A 19,236-nucleotide genomic window follows, 5' to 3' on the forward strand; every position below is an offset into this window, starting at 1 on the left:
CGCAGCACTTAACAATAGTGTATCAAAGACCAACGCGTTAGCAACCGCTTACAATAGCTCTCCGAGTCCGGCTTGCAAAATAACATAAACGGTTATATGATAACCGCGTCATATGAAAGGATGATCATCTGATGACCTCATCGTCACCTCGCTTTATTGAAGAACGACACCTCAATGAAGCTCACACATTATTTCAGTTACTTAGCAACCCCACGCGCATGCAACTACTGTATTTACTGGAACAACAAGATTTAACTGTGTCACAAATCAGTGATCAACTCGGCTTAGAACAGTCGGCCACCTCACATCAGCTGGCTAAGCTGCGCGAGCATCAGCTCATTAGTGCAACTAGACAAGGCAAGACAAATGTTTATCGTTTGGATGATCCACATATTTTAGATGTCTTAAATGAGGCACTGGAACACGTTGATCATGTCATTAGGGGAGAAAAGCATGGACACTAATGTCAAAACACGTTATATCACTCAGGGTTTGCACACCGAGTACTTTTCGGTCGCTTGGATGGCATTTGAATTTTTAGTCGGGTTATCTGCCGGAATTAAGGCCGGTTCTATCTTATTGGTCGCTTTTGGTTTGGACAGCTTCCTAGAAATCATCGCCGGCATCACTCTCGTTTGGCGACTTCGTCAAGAACAAGCTGGTGCTAGCGAAGAACGAATTGAACAAGCTGAACGGCGCTCCGGTCGCATTGTCGGCGGTATTCTATTACTGTTAGCCGTTTATGTCACCTTGACCGCTGGTTATAATCTCTTCACTCACCAAGCCCCAGAATCAAGCTTTTCAGGGATGGCCATTGCAATCGCTTCAGTTCTACTGATGCCGATTTTGACCATGCGCAAACGATCTTTGGGCCAGAAAATTAATTCACCAGCCTTAATTGAAGATGGGATGTGCAATATCACCTGCGCCTACATGGCCGCCACTGTTCTGATCGGCGCAATTGCGACAGCGTTATTAGGTTGGTGGTGGGCCGATTCAATTGGAGCACTCGTCCTGGTTTACTTCATTGCCAGCGAAGGCTGGGAAGCCTTTCATGGTGAAGATTAATTTCACCAGTTAAATCGATGTCATAATGCCCCCTTGGCGTCAAGGGACGATATGACTGATCAAGCGTTTTTAAAAATTACTACAATTCGCAAATTAATGATCACGGTTTTTTCTCCAACCATTCATTTTGGCAGCCTCAATCGGACTACCATTGTGCTCGCACTTTACTTCATCACAGCCTATAATGAGGCTAGCTTAAATGTGAGGAGCGTGATCATTACGGCAAAATATAAAGCTAAATATAAACCAAATAGACAATCCGACAAACACAAAACTAACATGTCCGCCGCCGTTGAAGCTGGTTTAATCGCTGGCATCATCTCTGGCATGGTCAAGATTGGCTGGGAGGCACTACTGCCCCCGCGCACACCCGCACGGGACAATCCCAATCCGCCACAACATCTGTTAGAACAATTGCACTTACCGCCACGCCTTTTAAACGCCAGTTACACTTACTCAAAACAGCAAATGCCAATCGCCGGTTTCCTCATGCATTTTGGCTTCTCGACAACTTTTGCCGTTGCATACGCGCTAGCCGGACAACGGCTGCCAAAAGTAAAGGCTGGTCACGGCGTTGTCTTTGGTTTAGGTGTATGGGCGGCTTATCATCTGTACTTATTGCCAAAAATGCATACCATCCCGGCCGCAAAGGATCAGCCACTAGAGGAACATGTATCTGAAGCTCTTGGTCACGCCGTGTGGATGTGGACCAACGATGTCTTTATCAGCCACCTCTACCAATCCCTAAATCACAAACAGTGAGGACATTTTCATGACAAAACAAACTTTTTACCACGCTTGCTGGTATGTGGTCGGTGGATTAGCAACCCTCGCCATGGTAACTGGCATCCTCGAAGCAATTCGCTTAATGTTACGCATCTTACTTAACTAAATCTGGACACCTGAAAGTTGCCCAAGGTAACAACTATATTTATTGACGCTCTTCGGAACCATCGCCTTGCACTTCTAACCGTTACTTGTCAGAATTAGACATTACTTGATTCGTTAGCTCGATTGGTTAACGACGATTAGGAGTTGGTTTCATGCCACGTTTACAACGTTATTTCGTTCTTGAACCAGATGACCAGGCAGAGATTACTCTAGTCTTTCGGCTAGGAAAATCGACTTGGTTGGCATGGTTCTTGATTATTTTAACCGCAACCTGTGGCGTGCTGAGTGAACTATTGCCAGATTTACAGCATGTCCATTTGCTCCCTAAAGCCCTCCCTGTTTGGTTAAACAGCATCATCGTTCTCGGTGGTTGGTATAGCTATTATGTTGCGGGAGTGGCGTTCTTCTTTTTCTGGCAATTAAGTCGTTGGTTGAGTCGGCGTCAACAAGTTGCACCGCCTCGGCGGACCGGGCTTGTCGAATCATTCTTGGCTATCATTATCATTACCTATTTGGGTGGTGTCTTGGACAATTGGGCCAGCCAACTGGGAGCCGCCGCGAAGATTAAAAATGTCGCGGACTCCGCTGAAAGTTTAATCACCGTTCATGGCAATGCGTGGCAACGCTTCGTTACCTATATGATCAACAACTGGTACGAGCTGCCTAGTGAAGATGTCTTCAGGCTGAGTCTATTCACGATTTTATTTGTAGCCTTGTGGTGGATCAATCGTCCTACCTTACGCTACTGGTTAGCATTTCTCATGACCGCCTTACTATTTGGTGCCTGGCATTATAGTTCCTATGGTTACAACCTGCCGGAAGCCGTCTTTGAAGTCGGCTTACCTACCATCGTTGACGGCTGCTTATGGCTACGAACACGCAACCTATGGGCCTTTACCGCCAGCCACTTTTTGTATGATTATTCCGGAAATTTTTAGGCAAAAAAGTCTTTAAAGTAGCGCAACTGCGCCACTTTAAAGACTTTTTCATCGTTCCCCTTTTACGGCTTTCGTCGCTTCCACAAACGGCGCCGCAATCAACTGTGGCCGGGTGATAATCGACCCCACGACCACACTATAACATCCCAGTTCCAATACTTTAGTCACTTTTGCCGGCGTATCAATTTTCCCTTCTGCAATTACTGGTGCCTGGGCAGACTTTAGCACAGCCTTCAGATAAGCGAAATCGTCATCAGCAATATTTTGTCCCGCGGTAGCCGGCGTATAACCGTGCATCGTCGTGCCGATGAGATCAAAGCCAAGTTGATTAGCAGTCACGACATCATTGATAGTAGCAGTATCGGCCATTAACAGCGTGTTAGGGTATTCATCGCGCATGGCAGCCACAATGTCGGCTAAATGTTCGCCATGCGGCCGCGACTGCCCCGTCACCTGACAAGCAACGGCTGCGACACCGGTGGCCGCTACCGCCCGCATTTCCTTAAGCGTCGGCGTGATATAAACTGACGAATCTGGATAATCGACTTTATCCAGACCGATCAATGGCAATTTAACGACATCTTGAATAGCCTGCAAATCGACAATCGAATTGGCACGAATCGCACTGGCACCAGCCATCGCCGCCGCCTTTGCCATCCGACTCATGATAAATGAACTGTGCAACGGCTCGTCTGCTAGTGCCTGACAGGAGATAATCAATTTACCTTTGATCAGCTCTAAAAAATCTGTTTGCATGTCGTCACTCCTCAGTTTAAGTAATCGCTTACATTAAGCATAGCGTGAACATCGTCCGTTCACAAGTTACCCTGAGCAAAAAAGCGTTCCCTAAGCTTATCGCAGGGAACACTTTGTCGCACAATGATTAGTTTTCTTGAACGGTTGGCCGCAAGAGAATTTCGTCGATCCCGACATTTTCTGGTTGGTCAATGGCATAAAGAACCGCATTGGCTAAGTCCCACATCGTACTCAGCGTCCAATAATGAATTGAAATTAATCACCACCAATGCCAATAACTTTAAAAAGTTTAGCCAAACACTTCAACTACAGCAAAAATTATTTAATTCGCATTTGTAAACAACACACCGACCTAACCCCGGCGAATCTGCTACAACGTATCCGCATCAAATACGCCCAAAACTACTTAGAGTAAACCGACCTCTCCGTCAACACGATCGGCATCAAAGTCGGGCTTGATCCTAACTACCTCACCAAGCTCTTCATCAGACTCGTCGGCCAAGCACCCTTAACCTATCGCAAAAACAGCCGTGCTGAACATGAACAAAACATCACCCTCGTTCAATCATTTAACCAGCAGAATGAACCCGCGGTGAAACAGGCGGGAAGGTATTCGATGGATTAAGAAAGTGAGTTGTAATTACAAACCACATATTGGGTTTGTAATTACAACTCACTTTTACTTTTGTGCATTCAAAAGTGCATTTCTTAATTGATCGTCAACTGCGTAAATATACAGTCCTTTTACCCCACGTGTCAGTAATACATTTAATTCATTTGGCAATAACTCATCATATATTTTGGATTTTCTTCCGGAAGCTAGTGTCCGATTTCTAATAGCATTTTTGTTTTTACTCAATGCTGGATCAAAAACAATTCGGTTATTACGAAATTTTACGGATGGCCCGATAATTAAGCCAGCATAGTTCAGATCAAATCCCTGAATTGTATAGGTGGAACCAATTTCATTTATTGTTTGATTTTGTTCTGCCCAAGCTAAATTTTTTCTCTGTCCTTTTTGAGACTTATCAATTGGTAATTGTAAGTTCCATGGCAATCGTAGCTCGCCTATTTTGTTGTCGGATTTCACTTCAACCATCCAATAATCACCATCATCCGGATGACCTTTGCTAACATAGTCCCAATCAAAAGTGGCTAACATTCGTGACAACCCATCATCAGAATTATCATTTTTTGCTTTAATTGCGGTATACAAGTCTGCCGGATTCTCAAAAATTTGGAGGTCATATGCGTTGTCCTTAGGGATTTTACCCACTATCCGATCCTCAGTTAAATTTCTAAGCCAACTGATCGTTGCTTCACTTGCATTCATTCGCAATTGATTATTTAAAACGATTTGATTTCCTTGAACTCTAGCCAATGTTTCCATTGATTCAAGTTGCTCTTTCTCAACGTACTCCTCTGTTTTGAGAATTTGGTGGGGGTCAAATACAGCTATCGTAACTTTTGCGCATCGCCGAATATCCTCCAATTGGTTCTGTCCACGGTAACTTTGTTTACCTTGTGTCCATAGTAAATGCGCTTCATCAACCAAGACCACATCCAACTTGATCGTCAGAGCTATGCGTATTAATGAAGCGCGTTGGCTTACTGATACTAGTGGCGTCAATGCCTAACTTTCGAGCAATATCTTGATAGACCTTAAGCTGCTCATCATGATTCACAAGTAACGCCGCTGTGATTTCTCTACTACTTCCGATCGACTCCTTAGAAAATTGCGTAATTAAATAAAAAACAGTACTGAGTAATACTGTTTTACCCGAACCGGCCTCTCCCTCCACTAAAATCAATTGATCAGGTTTTCCCTTGATAAGACTTTCCCAAACCCTTTGCAAAATCTTCTGCTTTGCATCCTCTTGGTTCTCGGTTAAGTCGTGGAAAGGTGATGCTTTAAATAGTGCAGAGTTCTTAATGATTTCTTCTGGTGGAAAAAGCTTCTGATTCTTTTTCGATAGTCTTTTCCAAATGGCCGAAAATATCTGATCTTTTTCTTTCGAAGTATAATAATAACGTTGTGGATTATCACGTCTATTATTGAGTTGTTTAACACTGCCTACGCCAGACATGTACAACATTAATTGATTTTCTAGATCCAATGTTAGCGATTTATTAAAATGATCATGACCAATGATAATTAATTTTGATTGCTCAGAGTTTTTTAACGTGTTCCAGTCTTCTCTCGTCCGAGGGTCTTCCAACAAATGTTCTATACTACGTCTTCTGATATCATTTGTTTCCCCAACGTAAACACTATAGGTATTTGTATCATTTTCATCGTAAACAATGTAAACGGTCGGATAATCAAGGATAATATGTGCATCGTCTTGACTACCAAATTCTGCTTTTAAAGCATCGATACTGTCCAGATCATAATCAATTTGAATCACTCGTGGAATTTCTTTTTTTACTGTCATTCATTTCACTTAGCCCATCTATAATAATGTACAAGAAACCTAATAACAGCTTAACTTATGCAATCAAGCTTTAGCAACGTAAAGGAGAACTTTCATGGAAAATGATCCAAAATATCTACAAACGATAAATGAATTGCTCAAATTCAGAAATGAGAAAGCGTGGGAAAAGTATCATACATTAGAAAACTTAACTAAATCAGTTTCTATAGAAACTTCAGAAATGTTGGAACACTTTCAATGGACCACTGAATCCAATCTATCTGATGAAGAAAAAAAGGACTATCAGCTTGAAGTGGCTGACGTCCTTACGTATCTTTACTACATTTGTTACCAATTAGATAAAACACCAAATGAACTTGTTATGGAAAAACTGTCTATTAACCATCAGCGAACGTGGGATATCTAAAATCTTATATGCGTGAGCATCCAAAATGTTTATACCCATAGTATTAGAACATTCAACTATCTCGATCCATTCTTTGATCATTTTGTTGTTGCAACAATTCCACCACCCGATGCGCTTCCACCGCAAACCCGAACGCCAGGCACCAGCCAACAACAGCGGTCACACCGATCCGAAACCAGATCCAATCCTGCCAACCAAGCCAGCGCTCGATTTGCCATAGCAGAACCAGCCAAAAGACATTGCCTAAAAAGGCGCGATAGGCATAAATCGCGAGGAAGTGAATGATTCCTAGCCAGCGCACTTGCTGGCGAAGGCACCAATCGGCTAACACACAAATGAGTCCAATCAGACATAGCGCGTAGATCGTTATTGACGGTTTCAGATAGGGCGCATTTGCCAGTTTTACTGGAACGCCGAAGCTACGCAGCTCTGTATTGGCCCGTAGCCACGCCATAATTGCGACAATCAATAGTCCCCACCACCAACGCCGAAGCCAGTGCATCATGGAATCGTAAAACAACCACATTGATATGCCTAAAATCGCATAGGGTAAGTAGCTGATGAATAATCGATCGGCCAAATACCATTGATGTTGGTGCAAGCCATTAAAGATACTGAGGTCATAAACGGCCAACCACCAACTAAATCCGCTTGCAACCATGATTAGAACGCCAATTTCCCGCTGTGGATGACCATTTAACCAACGTGCAAGTGCAAAACAAAGCGGCATTAGTATAATAAATTGCAACATCATCGTGTTGTACCACAGATGCGGTGCAGCGTTTCCGTTGATAAACTGCCAGTTGAAGGTCGCAATACTGTGATAAGGCGTGTGCTGTTGCTGGCCTGGCATAAAGGTTAAGTACACTGCGGTCCACAAAATCGTGGGCATCATCAATGCGTGCCATTGCTTTTGCAAATAATGGCCGTACTCGTGACGACTCATCAAGGGCGTCGTCCGCAACGTTGTAAATAGGATGCCAAAAATAAACGCCGGCGCCGTGAATTTAACGGCATCGTACACAGCAATCAAGCTACGTTGCATGGCCCAGGGTAGCGCTAATTTGCTCGCCAAACCTAAAACCGTTTGCAACATCACGGCACTACAGGCAGCGACTTTCAAAAAATCGCCTAAATCCGTTCGATTCGGATCAAGCTGAATCCTTTGATCGGTCATTCACTCACCTCCCAGTCATCAATGCCTTCACTGTACCATGTCTAACAAAATCTGATAACTGGCATTCAAAAGTGTTCTTGCTTGGCTTCTTTCTCAGCAGGTGCCTACAATAACGGCAAATAGTTTAATTTGTCGGGGGGGAACTTCTATGCGAAAGCAATTTTGGGGCGGTCTGATCGCGATGCTCGCTGTTATTACGGCAGTCATCTCGTGGACAACCTTCACCGCCCATCAAGCGACAAACAATTATACGTACAGTAATATACCGACCTTATACTTACATGGTTACGGTGGCGGTGCGTCAGCCTCTAATCATCAGATTGCCGCTGCTGAAAAAGCCGGCGCTGCCACCAAAGTGTTGACTGCTCGCGTGACAAAAGCTGGTCATGTCAAACTCAGTGGTCACTGGCGCTCAGGCAAAGTGAATCCATTAGTCCAAGTTATCTTTGAAGATAACCGTAACCCGGACTTTAAGACCGATGGCCAATGGCTGAAAAACATTTTGACGACACTGCAATCGCGTTATCACATTAAGCAATTCAATGTCGTTGCTCATTCGATGGGCAACATGGCCATCATGTACTATGAAACCGCCAACGGTCAAAACAAAAAATTACCACAATTAAATAAACAAGTGGATTTGGCTGGTCACTTTGACGGCATTCTTGGCCGTGGCGACAAGCCAAATCAAAATCGTTTACTAGCGAACGGGCAACCCAAAACAATGGATCAAAACTATCGCTATCTATTGGCGCACATCAATAACTATCCCAGCCGCCAAGTTCGTGTGCTAAACATTTATGGCAACTTGGAAGATGGTAGTAATTCCGATGGCCGAGTCAGCAATGTTTCATCGCGTTCACTCAAATACCTACTTGGAAATCGGCCAATCAGTTACCAAGAACACATGATTAAGGGCAAAGATGCCCAACACAGTAAATTACACAATAACGGGCAAGTTAATCGACTAGTGATCAACTTTTTGTGGGGCAAGTAACAACTAACCTGTGCTATAAGCATTACTGACAAGGCCGCCTTCTAATGATCGTAGAAGACGGCCTTGTTGCTAGTTGGCGAAGCGCTCAGTTATTTGTTATCCACATTATTTCTCGCGATCAACTCTTTTACCAAAAAATCCGCTTTCGTCATCGTCTTCATTTGCTTCGATATTCGAGTCCCTTTTCCCCCTTTTTTCGTCAAACCCTTGTATCCTAGCGGTAAACAACATCTAGGAGGCACGCAACATGGCAGATTCAACACCACTCATGACTGTTGTCGTCACCATTTACAATCTCGGTCACTTTTTGGCACCGTGTCTAACCAGCTTACGGGATCAAACTTATCAGAATTATGAGGTACTCCTTGTCGATGATCACTCTACTGATGAATCAGCGACTGTCGCTGATCGGTGGGCACAGCAGGAAACAAACTTCACAGTGACTCACCTTTCCAAGCACAGTGGCGTTTCTGTTGCGCGTAACTACGGCATCGAACACGCTAACGGCGCGATTATTGTCTTTGTCGATGGCGATGACAAGTGTGAGCCGGCATACTTGGCCACGTTTGCAGAAGGTCTGGCTGATCCGAATGTCGATTTAGTCACCGTTGGCTCAAGCTGGGGTGGCTGGGCGCGCGGTGCCGTGCGACAACTTTCAGGTTGGCATGAGATTTCACAGGCAGACATGTTGGCTGAGGCAACTGAACACGGCACTCAAATTGGTGGTTACACGTGGAACAAAGCCTTTCGCATGAGCGTAATTAATCAGCTGAAATTGCGCTTTGACACCAGTTTAGCGTTAGCAGAAGACTTGTTATTTACCGCTGAATACGAAGCAGGCGCCACCCACAAGTTCCTCTTTAATCCGGCGATTCTTTACGACAAGGTCAGCCGGCCAGGCAGTACCATTCACTCGGCGACGCGCCAAATGCGATCCCGCGAATGGGAGATCGACCAACGCATTGACGATCTACGCAACCATCTTGCCTAGTAATGAGTCGTCACTTTGTCGCACCCTGATTTTGGCGTTTACGCGACACCGCCTTTACGCTAGAATGGCGCTAGTAAACCTAGGAGGTGCGGCTTTTGGAATTAAACGAAAACGCAATGACACCGGCAAGTTATCGCCAAATACAAGCTGACATTGATGCGTTAACTGCCGATCGGCCCCGCCGGATCAAACGTTTGGCAGAAGCGGCTGCACTAGGCGACCGCTCAGAAAATGCTGAATACAGTGCCGCTAAACGTGATCTACGTTGGTTAGAAAGTCGCCTTCATTATCTCAATAAATTGCAACAGTACGCTGAAGTCACCACACCACAAACCACTGACCACGTTGAATTAGGCCGCACCTTTACCGTGATGTTTGATGCTGATCCCACCGATACGGCGACTTATGAACTAGTTGGTAAATTTGAGGCTAACTTAGATGAGGGCAAAGTTTCGTTTGACTCACCACTTGGCCGGGCCGTTTTAAACCAACCGGTTGGCGCCACCCAAACGGTCGCGGCACCCAATGGCAACTACCGGGTGACGATCACTGAACTGAAACTTTAAGGTCTGACTTTTTTCATCACTCAAAACTTTTCTCTCCACGGCTGTCATGTTATGCTGTAGTTAACAAAGTAAATGATTCCACCGGGAATTTGTCAATGAAGACAACATCAACATTTCGTTAGGTCTGAGAAGAAATGTTGACGGTTGTCTATTTTTTTGGAGGTATATGTATGTCATGGATTTATCTCGTTTTCGCCGGTTTATTTGAAGTTGTCTGGGCGTCGGCCATGAAATTAAGTGCTGGTTTTACTCAGATTTTTTGGACTGGCACTACCGTAGTCGGCATGATCTTTAGTTTTGTGATGCTATCGTTATCCCTAAAGGATCTCCCTTTAAGTGTTGCTTATCCGATTTGGACCGGTATTGGCGCCGTTGGGTCAATCATCGTCGGGGCCTTAATCTTTCAAGATAAATTTTCGCCCCTCACTTGGTTGTTTATCGGCTTACTCGTGGTAGGGCTAATTGGCATCAAGCTAACGACATCTCATTAATCATTAAAATACGGTTCCATCTATCTGCAAACCTTGACTGCAGGGATGGAACCGTATTTTTTATTTGAATTTAATTTGCATGCCTTAGAAACGTGCGCGGCCTAATGCATGTTGGGCAGCTAAGTTTAGGACACTCCACTGCCGGTCAAATCCAGGTTGGAAGAAGAAATCGGCTGTTGCCAGATCTTCAACCGTCAACTTGTGGGCAACGGCTAATGCAATCACATTGCCTTGTGCGGTAATGTCGTATTTAGACAGCACAGCGCCGCCTAACAGTTGGTGAGTCAATGGATCAAACGTCAAACTGACGTAAACATCCGTGTTGCCTGCCCGTTCTGGGACGTAGTTTGGCCGCAACGAATCTTGATAATAGCTTGTCGATACGCTGATCTTTGCCTTGTCAGCGGTAAACGTGTTCAAACCGGCAGCCGCGAAATGGTAATCAAAGACACTCAACGCTGAAGCGCCGACGACCCCCTTAAATGGCACTGCTGGCGTTGTTTCAAATAAGTGGTCGACAACGTATTGGGCTTCACGTCGTGCCGTCGTTGCCAAGGCAATTGGCATCTTTTGTCCCGCCGGAATCGATAACGGTAAAATCGCATCCCCGATGGCATACACGTCTGGCAAGTTGGTTTGTAAGTATTCATCCACGTCAATGAAACCGCGGTCGGTTAAGTTCACTGTGTCTTGCAGCCAGCCGGTATTTGGACGGACACCTGCTGCACAAATAACTAAGTCTGCCGGATATGTCGTTGATTTGGTTGTAACGCCAGTCACGGTATCCGTTCCTTCAAACTTCTGAATAGCTGCACCCATGGCTAATTCAATCCCGTGACCAGTCAATTCTGGCGCGATCAAATCCGTCAATTCTTGGTTAAGGTAGTTACCCAGTGGGCGATCAATCATGTCGAGTAACGTGACATGTTTGCCCGCCTTAGCAAAGACTTCCGCCGCTTCGATCCCAATATAACCAGCCCCAATAACCGCAACGTTTTGAATCTGGTCATTAGTCAAGGCTGCTTTGATCTTTGAAGCCCAGTCGTAACCACGCATTAAGTAAACATTCTTTAACTCGTGTCCTGGGACAGGCAACGTGGTTGGTGTCACCCCAGAACTCAAAATCAATTTATCATAAGCCACTTGTGTTGTTTCCCCACTAATGACATCCTTCACACTAACTTCTTTTTTGTCCGCGTTAATGGCTGTCACTTCATGATTATTCAGCACATGCCCACCTTTTTCGGTGATAGCTTCTGGCCGGAAATTACGCACATCATCTTGTGCAGTGACTTGATCCTCTAAGAATAATTGCATGCCACAGGACATGAATGAAACAAAGTCACCGGCTTCAAAAATTGTTACATCAACATTCTCATACTTGTCTAAAATCTCAATTGCTGATTCATGACCACCATGAGATGCCCCTACAATAACAACCTTGGTCTTTTCCATTTTCTTTCAGCCTCCGTCTATTTTTTGTCAGTTTAGAATTATTCTAATTACTCACCAACATACTAACCATACGACAGCCGCTCACCGGATGCAAGTATATTTCAACACAATTTAATTGTGAACAACCTTTTTGAATCAAGTGATCCATAAGTTCTCGATAAATATTATCATTTCAATTGAGGTCACTTTAACGGAACCAGCTCATCATGCTATACTAGTTGGACAAAATAATCTTTATAATTAAAAAGGAGTTTACTTTCGATGGAAAATGACACACACGCCGCCTCTGATGCCAAACCTGGACCCAGTCCGATCTTTACCGTCAGCACCGCAACTGTTCTAGCTCAGTATCAAACCGATTTTGAACAAGGCTTGACCACTAAGACGGCTGCTGATCGCCTGGCAAAAAATGGGCCCAATGAATTAACCACCACCGTCACCCCCAAATGGGTGATTTTTCTCCGCCAATTTAACAATGTGATTATCTACATTCTGTTATTTGCGGCGGCTTTTACCCTCGTGATTCGTCATTACTCAGATGCCGTGGTAATCGGCTTAGTGGTGATTATCAATGCGTTAATCGGTTATTTCCAAGAAGTAAACGCCAGCAATGCGCTCGAAAAAATTAAATCAATGCTCTCGACTGAAGCGACCGTCATTCGTGACGGCACACGAACTGACATCCCTGCGGCAGACTTAGTTACTGGTGACATCGTTTACCTAGAAGCTGGTGACAATGTTCCTGCTGACCTGCGTTTGTTAGATGCCGACAATTTACGGATTCAAGAAGCGGCACTAACTGGGGAAGCAGACGCAGTCACCAAAACGTTTGCGCCATTGACTGATCAAAAGACGCCACTGGCTGACCGGACCAACATGGCCTACGCCAGTACCGCCGTCACTAATGGGAGTGCAACCGGGGTGGTGGTTGCCACCGGTGCTGAGACCGAACTTGGTCAAATTGCGACCGATGTCACCGATGTCAAACAGACTAAAACACCGCTCATGCGTGAACTAGACGGCTTAGGCACGTGGATTTCTTACTTCATCATTGCGGTTGCCATCGCGCTGTTTGTCTTCGGCTGGCTTCGGCACCTTTACGCGCTCCCAACCTTGGCTTTGGCAGTGATTACGATGGTTGTCGGTTCATTGCCCGAAGGCCTCCCTGCTTCAACATCGGTCATCTTAGCTATGGGTGTCAACAAAATGGCTAAGAATCATGCCATCGTCAAGACGTTACCGTCTGTTGAAACGTTAGGCGCCGTCGACGTGATCGCAACTGACAAGACGGGAACTTTGACCAAAAATGAAATGACGGCTCAAGATATCATTACCCAATCAGCGCATTACCAAGTCACCGGTACCGGTTATGCGCCTAGTGGAAACATTACTTTAGCGGGCCAACCGGTTGACGTCTCCGCCGAAACAGCTTTAAAGCAGCTGCTCATCAGTGGCTTTGAGGCCAATGACACGATGTTATATGAAGAGGCTGGACAGTGGTTAATTAACGGCGAACCTACTGATGGTGCGTTTTTAACCCTGTACCACAAAGGATTAGGACCGACCGCCCCCGATTATCAAGAGCTTGATCGTATTCCCTTTGACTCCGATTATCGTTACATGGCACGTTTGTCCGTGAATGAAGCCGGTCAACATGAAATCTTCATCAAAGGGGCCCCGGATAAGGTTTATGAAATGGCGCAAGCTAACGATCCATTATTTGATCGTGCTAAGTGGGACGCTGCTATTCATGACTTAACCCAAGCTGGTAAACGAGTCGTAGCAGTCGGTCATCGATTGGTGCCTGACACCGTCAACCAAATTGACCATCAAACACTCGCGCAAGGCATCGAATTTCTTGGCATCGTGGGGATCATTGATCCGCCACGTGAAGAAGTTATTGCCGCCTTAAAAGAAATGCGGACCGCCGGCGTTAAAGTGAAAATGATCACCGGTGATCACCCAGATACGGCTGCCGCAATTGGTCGCCAGCTCGGCTTAGCTGCAGACATTCAAACGATCACTGGAACTGAACTTGACCAACTTTCTCCCGAAGAATTAAAAGCAACGATCAACCGTTACGATGTCTTTGCTCGCACCACCCCTAGCAACAAATTGGCGATCATTTCCGCTTATCAAGAAACCGGCAAGATCACGGCGATGACTGGTGATGGCGTCAATGATGCACCGGCGCTGAAAAAGGCGGACATTGGGGTCGCCATGGGGATTAAAGGAACCGATGTTGCCAAGGACGCTGCGGATATGATCTTGGTCGATGACAACTTTACCACGATGACTAAAGCAATTCGCGAAGGTCGTCGTCTCTACGACAACATCAAAAAGACGATTGCTTTCCTCCTTCCTACTAGCTTTGCCGAAGGATTGATCGTGGCCTTCAGTATTTTAATGCAACAAGAATTACCGTTGGTGCCAACCCAACTGTTGTGGATTAACATGGTCTCAGCGATCACGATTCAATTTGCATTCATCTTTGAACCAGAAGAAGATGGCCTGATGCACCGCCCACCTCGTCGCACTGGGGCTGCGTTAATGAATCGGCATGACGTCTTTCAGATGATTTATGTGTCAGTGCTGATTGCCGTAATGGGCTTATGGATGTTTGATCTGTTGACGGATCAAGGTGTCAGTCAGGTCATTGCTAGCACGATTACTGTCAATGTGATCATCATGGGTAAAATCTTTTATCTATTTAACATTCGCACGCCACATCCCGTCATTTCGCGTAGTTTCTGGACCAACCCAATGGCTTTTGTTGTGATCGGCTTGTTATTACTGCTACAAATCGCTCAAGCCTATCTACCATTTATGCAAGCGATCTTTAAAACCGGGCCCATGTCGCTCAACCAATGGGGATTAGCCATTGCTGCCGGTTTTGTCACCTTAGTTGTCACTGAAATCGACAAACTGATTCGCCTAGGTCTGAATAAACAGCGTCGGCAGTTTAAGGAACATGTGGAATAACAACAGAGCGTGAGCCATCACGGGTGAAGACGAGCACCAACAGGCAAGTGCAATTGGGCGCATTTTGCCCGGTTGCGCTTGTTGGTTGGACACAGGCTTCAGTGATGGCGAGCGCGTTTACAACAGAGCGTGAGCCAGACCGCTTTGACCCTGAGCACCAACACCACTCAACGATAAAAGACCGAATTCAGAAAATTATTTATTAAACTTTCTGAATTCGGTCTTTTCGTGGAAATTTTGACTTTAAACCCTAATTTACGATTTAAACGACTTTTATGACCGAAAGATGCACGGTATCAGGTAAACTAAATTTATCGCAGAACATCAAAAAACGGAGCAATTATTTCATGACAAAAAAACATCCACTGCTGACATTACTCACCGCTTTACTCATCGTTTTGGGCGGCGGTTACTTTGCTAATCACACTAAAACTACTGACTCATCGCCAGTGACTAGTTCCGTTCGTCGCGCCACACGCCATCTAGCGAAATCTGCTAGCCAATTAGTGGGCACTTCTTCAGCACCCCAACCTCATGGCGCCAAAGTTGCCCGTGATGCAACCGATACCCAACTACTCGCATTACAATTTGATCCGACTAAATACCCAGAAAACTATGCCAATTTAGGTAAATCTACGTTGACTGATTTACAAATTAAAGATGCCTTGGCACACAATCATGAGCGCGCGTGGGTCAGCATCGATCCTTTAGATGCTTTAGGACGTAGTGGTGCTGGGCAAGCATTAGTGACCTATGACTCCGTGGAATCAACTTCACAAATGAAACGCCCACCGTTTGCTGAAAGTGCCGATCCAACTGGTTATCGAGGCAATAACCGCATCGCGCAACTCACCGGTTACCGCGGTTATTTCTATAATCGTTCCCATACGATTGCCTGGTCGTTAGTCGGTAATCTTGGTGGCCCAGACTCATCGGCTAATACCGTCATGCAGCGACCGAACCTCACAACCGGCACACGGGCCCAAAATGTTGGAACTAATGGACGTGGCACGCATAGCGCTGGTGGAATGGCCTACGCAGAGACCGCCATTCGAAACTTTGTCCGTGCCCGGCCTAACATCCCGGTCTACTACGTGGTCACCCCATTGTATCAAGGCAATGAACTTGTTCCACGTGGAACGCATGTCCAAGCCGTTAGTGCCTCCGACAATGGGGCAGCTTTAAACATCAACGTCTATGTGTTCAACAATCAAAATGGGGCCACGATTAACTACGCCACCGGCAGCTGGACTCAGAATTAAAGTCAGCTCACCTTCATAACTCATAAACAAAGAACTCAGAGCGCAGTCAGCCGGGTGATCCTGAGAACTAGTAAGTTGGCACAAGGATCAGGCTGACGGAGCTCGACAAAAAACGGTCGCATTTTCCACGAATTTTCCGTGAAAAATGCGACCGTTTTAAAGTCATTTAAGCATCAATCAGCGATTAATAAAACGAAGTCCAACTAATTGATTTTACGTTTTGGGTTCAGTATCCCCATTGGGTCCAGTAACGCCTTGATTTGATGCTGCACATAATCAACGTTATCGCCCAATTCTTCATTAACCCACTGATTTTTCAGCATGCCGACAGCGTGTTCGCCGGAGATCGTGCCACCTAGCGCTAAGGCTTTTCTAAACATCAGTTGTAAAGCCTGAATCACATTGTCGGGTACTTCAGTCTGCTCCCTGGGCCACGTTAGCGTCGGATGAACATTACCATCACCAGCATGTCCAGCTGTGAAGACATTGACGTGCAATTGATCGGCCACTTCGGCAATATAGTCCATCATTGGTGCCAGTTGTGACATAGGCACCGCCATATCTTCCATCACATGGTTATTGCCGGCAAAAACGGCCGGCAACATGTCTTGACGTAACTTTTCAATGCTGGCCATCTCTGCATCATCGGTGGTGACGTGTAAGTGATTTGCGCCATACTGGTCGAGAATCTTTTCGGTCACAGCTAATGCCTCATCACCACCCACATCTAACCGTAAAATCAACATTGCGCCATTATTCTCTGCGTAGTGCGTGCCTTCATAGACATCAAGCGCCGCCACTGTTTTGGCGTCTAATGCCTCTAACATTGCTGGATAAACCCCTGAAGATCGCACCTCGGTGACCGCTTTTGATAGTGCAGTCATGTTGTCAAAAAAGGCTAATCCCATCACTGCTTTGCCAAGCGGAATCGGTAACAGCTTGACAGTAATTTCCGTAATAATTCCGAGCGTTCCTTCCGAACCGACAAATAAATGCGTTAAATCATAACCAAAGGCCTGTTTAAACGTACGGCCGCCAAGCTTTAACTCGCGACCGTCAGCTAAAATAACTTTGAGTCCCAACACGGCATCACGTGTGGCGCCATACTTCACGGTACTCATGCCACCAGCATTGGTAGAGGCGTTACCGCCAATACCTGAAATAGGTCGCGAACCAGGATCGGGCGCATAAAACATCCCAATTTTATTCGCCGCTTCGTTCAAGGCCTGGTTAATAACGCCAGGTTGCACCACGGCTACTTGATCTTCACGACTGATATCCAAAATTCGATTCATTTTCGCGGTTGAGAGCATTAGGCCGTTGGTTTCAGCATCCGAACCGGATACGGTACTTGTGGCCGTGGTTTGTGGAATCACCGGCAAATGATATTTTCGCGCCGTCGCTAAGACCCCTTTAATATCATCAATATCACTAACTTCAATGTAGGCCAATAAGTCGCCATCGGCATCGCCAATGCCATTTGGATCATTTTTATGCTGCGCTAACGTGTCGGCATCCGTGTAGATGTCAGCATGCGGTGCGGCCTGTTTTAACGTTGCGATCATCTCTTCATGTGAATATGCATTAAACACTGCCATGATCTGTGCACCTCCGATTATTTGTGAACACACTTACCATAAGGATTTCCTCATCGAAGCGCAATTATTTGTGCCGGTAACTAGCAAAATCCGCCAACCAACAGTAGAATGAAAGCCATTATGAATCATTATTTGGAGTAATCATGAAAAAATTAAAAAATCGATTAGATGCCTTTAGTGACGCCATCATCGCGATCATCATTACCATCATGGTTCTGAACTTACATACGTTTATCAGTAACGATCTCAACGCTTACCTCAATTTGGCTAAAGAAATTGGTATCTATCTCATCAGTTTCTTTTATGTCGCTAATATGTGGTATCAACATGCGACCGTCTTCAATGAAATCGACACGATTAACTATCGCATCATTATTTTCGATTTTATCTTTCTATCAGGCCTGTCATTAATGCCAATTGCCACGAGTCTAATGGCTAACAACACGACGCAAATCAACGTCATTATCTACGGCCTATTATCAGTGGCCATCTATTTCCTATTTCGTAGACTGGCCAAAACGATCATTCACCTCAAATACGTTAACAAAACAGATATGCAAAATGTGTACATTAAGATTTATGGTACGCACAATCAAGGGCTGCTCGCCATCAACGTTGCCGTCATTATTTTGGCGTTAATCAAACCCACCTGGGCAGTCATCTTCTATCTAGGCTTCCCTATTTTTGACTTCTTGATTAATAGCGATGATCGTCAGGAAATGTATGACGTAGAACAACTGACGCCTGAACAGCGCGCCGATTTTCTAACTTTCGACGCCGCTGGTCGTAAGGCTTTCCGCCAGCAGCAACAAAAAATTGCCGCTTTGGCACAAGAAAATCTGGCCGCTGGGATGACAACTGATTCATCCCCAGCAGTTGTCGACGAATCAACAGCAACATCAACCACTAGCCAAGCAGCTACCTCAGCAGCTGAAACCCGTCCGCGGACACCGCGTTCCAGTTCGCCAAATCCTCACGCGCCTAACCAACCTAATCATCCACAACAAAATCGCCATCAAAACTATTGGCAGCAGTGGTTAGATTCGAACCCTGATATGCGTGAAAATGTGACCAATCGATTAAACGCCCATCAAGGACTCACGCGTGAGCAAAAAGAACAATGGGCCACTTGGTTTAAACAACGGCGACAACAAATGCATCAGCGGCCAAATCGATCAAACCAGACTAATCATCATAATTAAACGACTTCAACACAAAACCCG

At 45.4% G+C, this 19,236-nt stretch carries 19 protein-coding genes and 1 pseudogene; 13 read left to right on the forward strand and 7 right to left on the reverse strand.

Annotated elements, in window-relative coordinates; genetic code table 11:
* Positions 1-131 precede the first annotated feature (131 nt).
* The 4 genes from AC27FN_RS04745 (at position 132) to AC27FN_RS04760 (ending at position 2,897) form a co-directional block, all read left to right on the forward strand.
* A complete protein-coding gene (locus AC27FN_RS04745) occupies positions 132-464 on the forward strand; it encodes an ArsR/SmtB family transcription factor (protein WP_487166869.1) in 333 nt (110 codons plus the stop codon).
* Complete coding sequence (locus tag AC27FN_RS04750; RefSeq protein WP_487166870.1) at positions 454-1,068, forward strand: cation diffusion facilitator family transporter; 615 nt, start codon at positions 454-456, stop codon at positions 1,066-1,068. Before AC27FN_RS04745 ends, AC27FN_RS04750 begins: the two co-directional genes overlap by 11 nt.
* A gap of 279 nt (positions 1,069-1,347) precedes the next feature.
* Positions 1,348-1,830, forward strand: coding sequence for a DUF1440 domain-containing protein (locus AC27FN_RS04755; protein ID WP_487167054.1), 483 nt, complete (start codon positions 1,348-1,350; stop codon positions 1,828-1,830).
* A 281-nt stretch (positions 1,831-2,111) separates the two neighbouring features.
* The gene (locus tag AC27FN_RS04760) at positions 2,112-2,897 is read left to right on the forward strand and encodes a CPBP family intramembrane glutamic endopeptidase (RefSeq protein WP_487166871.1); all 786 of its coding nucleotides are present in this window, start codon (positions 2,112-2,114) and stop codon (positions 2,895-2,897) included.
* 48 nt (positions 2,898-2,945) lie between these two features.
* On the opposite strand, the gene AC27FN_RS04765 is transcribed toward AC27FN_RS04760, so the two are convergent.
* On the reverse strand, positions 2,946-3,653 hold the full coding sequence (locus AC27FN_RS04765) for an N-acetylmannosamine-6-phosphate 2-epimerase (RefSeq protein ID WP_487166872.1): 708 nt from the start codon (positions 3,651-3,653) through the stop codon (positions 2,946-2,948).
* A gap of 127 nt (positions 3,654-3,780) precedes the next feature.
* Positions 3,781-3,873, reverse strand: a pseudogene (locus AC27FN_RS04770) (oxidoreductase); the annotation flags it as partial.
* Between the two features lie 48 nt (positions 3,874-3,921).
* Between AC27FN_RS04770 and AC27FN_RS04775 the strand changes: the two are divergent.
* Positions 3,922-4,068 carry an AraC family transcriptional regulator gene (locus AC27FN_RS04775; protein WP_487166873.1) on the forward strand — a complete coding sequence of 49 codons (147 nt, stop codon included), beginning with the start codon at positions 3,922-3,924 and terminating at the stop codon, positions 4,066-4,068.
* A gap of 264 nt (positions 4,069-4,332) precedes the next feature.
* On the opposite strand, the gene AC27FN_RS04780 is transcribed toward AC27FN_RS04775, so the two are convergent.
* Positions 4,333-5,208: a DNA/RNA helicase domain-containing protein gene (locus AC27FN_RS04780; protein ID WP_487166874.1), complete on the reverse strand. Its 876-nt coding sequence runs from the start codon at positions 5,206-5,208 to the stop codon at positions 4,333-4,335.
* Entirely contained in the window at positions 5,201-6,088 is an 888-nt protein-coding gene (locus AC27FN_RS04785) for a GIY-YIG nuclease family protein (RefSeq protein ID WP_487166875.1), read from the reverse strand. The genes AC27FN_RS04780 and AC27FN_RS04785 overlap by 8 nt, the downstream gene beginning before the upstream one ends.
* A 94-nt stretch (positions 6,089-6,182) precedes the next feature.
* On the opposite strand from AC27FN_RS04785, the gene AC27FN_RS04790 reads away from it, so the two are divergent.
* Positions 6,183-6,494, forward strand: coding sequence for a MazG-like family protein (locus AC27FN_RS04790; RefSeq protein ID WP_487166876.1), 312 nt, complete (start codon positions 6,183-6,185; stop codon positions 6,492-6,494).
* A 52-nt stretch (positions 6,495-6,546) separates the two neighbouring features.
* Here the strand turns inward: AC27FN_RS04790 and AC27FN_RS04795 are convergent, their stop codons facing one another.
* Complete coding sequence (locus AC27FN_RS04795) at positions 6,547-7,671, reverse strand: acyltransferase (RefSeq protein ID WP_487166877.1); 1,125 nt, start codon at positions 7,669-7,671, stop codon at positions 6,547-6,549.
* A gap of 148 nt (positions 7,672-7,819) precedes the next feature.
* Between AC27FN_RS04795 and AC27FN_RS04800 the strand changes: the two genes are divergently transcribed.
* The 4 genes from AC27FN_RS04800 to AC27FN_RS04815 all read left to right on the forward strand — a co-directional run bounded on the left by AC27FN_RS04800 (position 7,820) and on the right by AC27FN_RS04815 (position 10,716).
* Complete coding sequence (locus tag AC27FN_RS04800; RefSeq protein WP_487166878.1) at positions 7,820-8,668, forward strand: alpha/beta hydrolase; 849 nt, start codon at positions 7,820-7,822, stop codon at positions 8,666-8,668.
* 247 nt (positions 8,669-8,915) lie between these two features.
* Positions 8,916-9,659 carry a glycosyltransferase family 2 protein gene (locus AC27FN_RS04805; RefSeq protein WP_487166879.1) on the forward strand — a complete coding sequence of 248 codons (744 nt, stop codon included), beginning with the start codon at positions 8,916-8,918 and terminating at the stop codon, positions 9,657-9,659.
* Positions 9,660-9,775: 116 nt separating this feature from the next.
* Positions 9,776-10,225 (forward strand): transcription elongation factor GreA, encoded by a 450-nt coding sequence (gene greA / locus AC27FN_RS04810; protein WP_487167055.1) that lies wholly within the window; start codon positions 9,776-9,778, stop codon positions 10,223-10,225.
* Between the two features lie 170 nt (positions 10,226-10,395).
* A complete protein-coding gene (locus AC27FN_RS04815) occupies positions 10,396-10,716 on the forward strand; it encodes a DMT family transporter (RefSeq protein WP_487166880.1) in 321 nt (106 codons plus the stop codon).
* Between the two features lie 84 nt (positions 10,717-10,800).
* Here AC27FN_RS04815 and AC27FN_RS04820 read toward each other — a convergent pair whose 3' ends face one another.
* Positions 10,801-12,171 carry an FAD-dependent oxidoreductase gene (locus AC27FN_RS04820; RefSeq protein ID WP_487166881.1) on the reverse strand — a complete coding sequence of 457 codons (1,371 nt, stop codon included), beginning with the start codon at positions 12,169-12,171 and terminating at the stop codon, positions 10,801-10,803.
* Between the two features lie 261 nt (positions 12,172-12,432).
* On the opposite strand from AC27FN_RS04820, the gene AC27FN_RS04825 reads away from it, so the two are divergent.
* Both AC27FN_RS04825 and AC27FN_RS04830 read left to right on the forward strand, forming a co-directional pair.
* Positions 12,433-15,153 (forward strand): HAD-IC family P-type ATPase, encoded by a 2,721-nt coding sequence (locus AC27FN_RS04825; RefSeq protein WP_487166882.1) that lies wholly within the window; start codon positions 12,433-12,435, stop codon positions 15,151-15,153.
* Positions 15,154-15,500: 347 nt separating this feature from the next.
* Complete coding sequence (locus AC27FN_RS04830) at positions 15,501-16,415, forward strand: DNA/RNA non-specific endonuclease (RefSeq protein ID WP_487166883.1); 915 nt, start codon at positions 15,501-15,503, stop codon at positions 16,413-16,415.
* A 203-nt stretch (positions 16,416-16,618) separates the two neighbouring features.
* Here AC27FN_RS04830 and AC27FN_RS04835 read toward each other — a convergent pair whose 3' ends face one another.
* Positions 16,619-18,013: an FAD-binding oxidoreductase gene (locus tag AC27FN_RS04835; RefSeq protein ID WP_487166884.1), complete on the reverse strand. Its 1,395-nt coding sequence runs from the start codon at positions 18,011-18,013 to the stop codon at positions 16,619-16,621.
* 143 nt (positions 18,014-18,156) lie between these two features.
* Here AC27FN_RS04835 and AC27FN_RS04840 point away from each other — a divergent pair, with 143 nt between their 5' ends.
* The gene (locus AC27FN_RS04840; RefSeq protein ID WP_487166885.1) at positions 18,157-19,215 is read left to right on the forward strand and encodes a TMEM175 family protein; all 1,059 of its coding nucleotides are present in this window, start codon (positions 18,157-18,159) and stop codon (positions 19,213-19,215) included.
* Positions 19,216-19,236: the final 21 nt, after the last annotated feature.

This window comes from Furfurilactobacillus sp. W61-4, assembly GCF_057545565.1.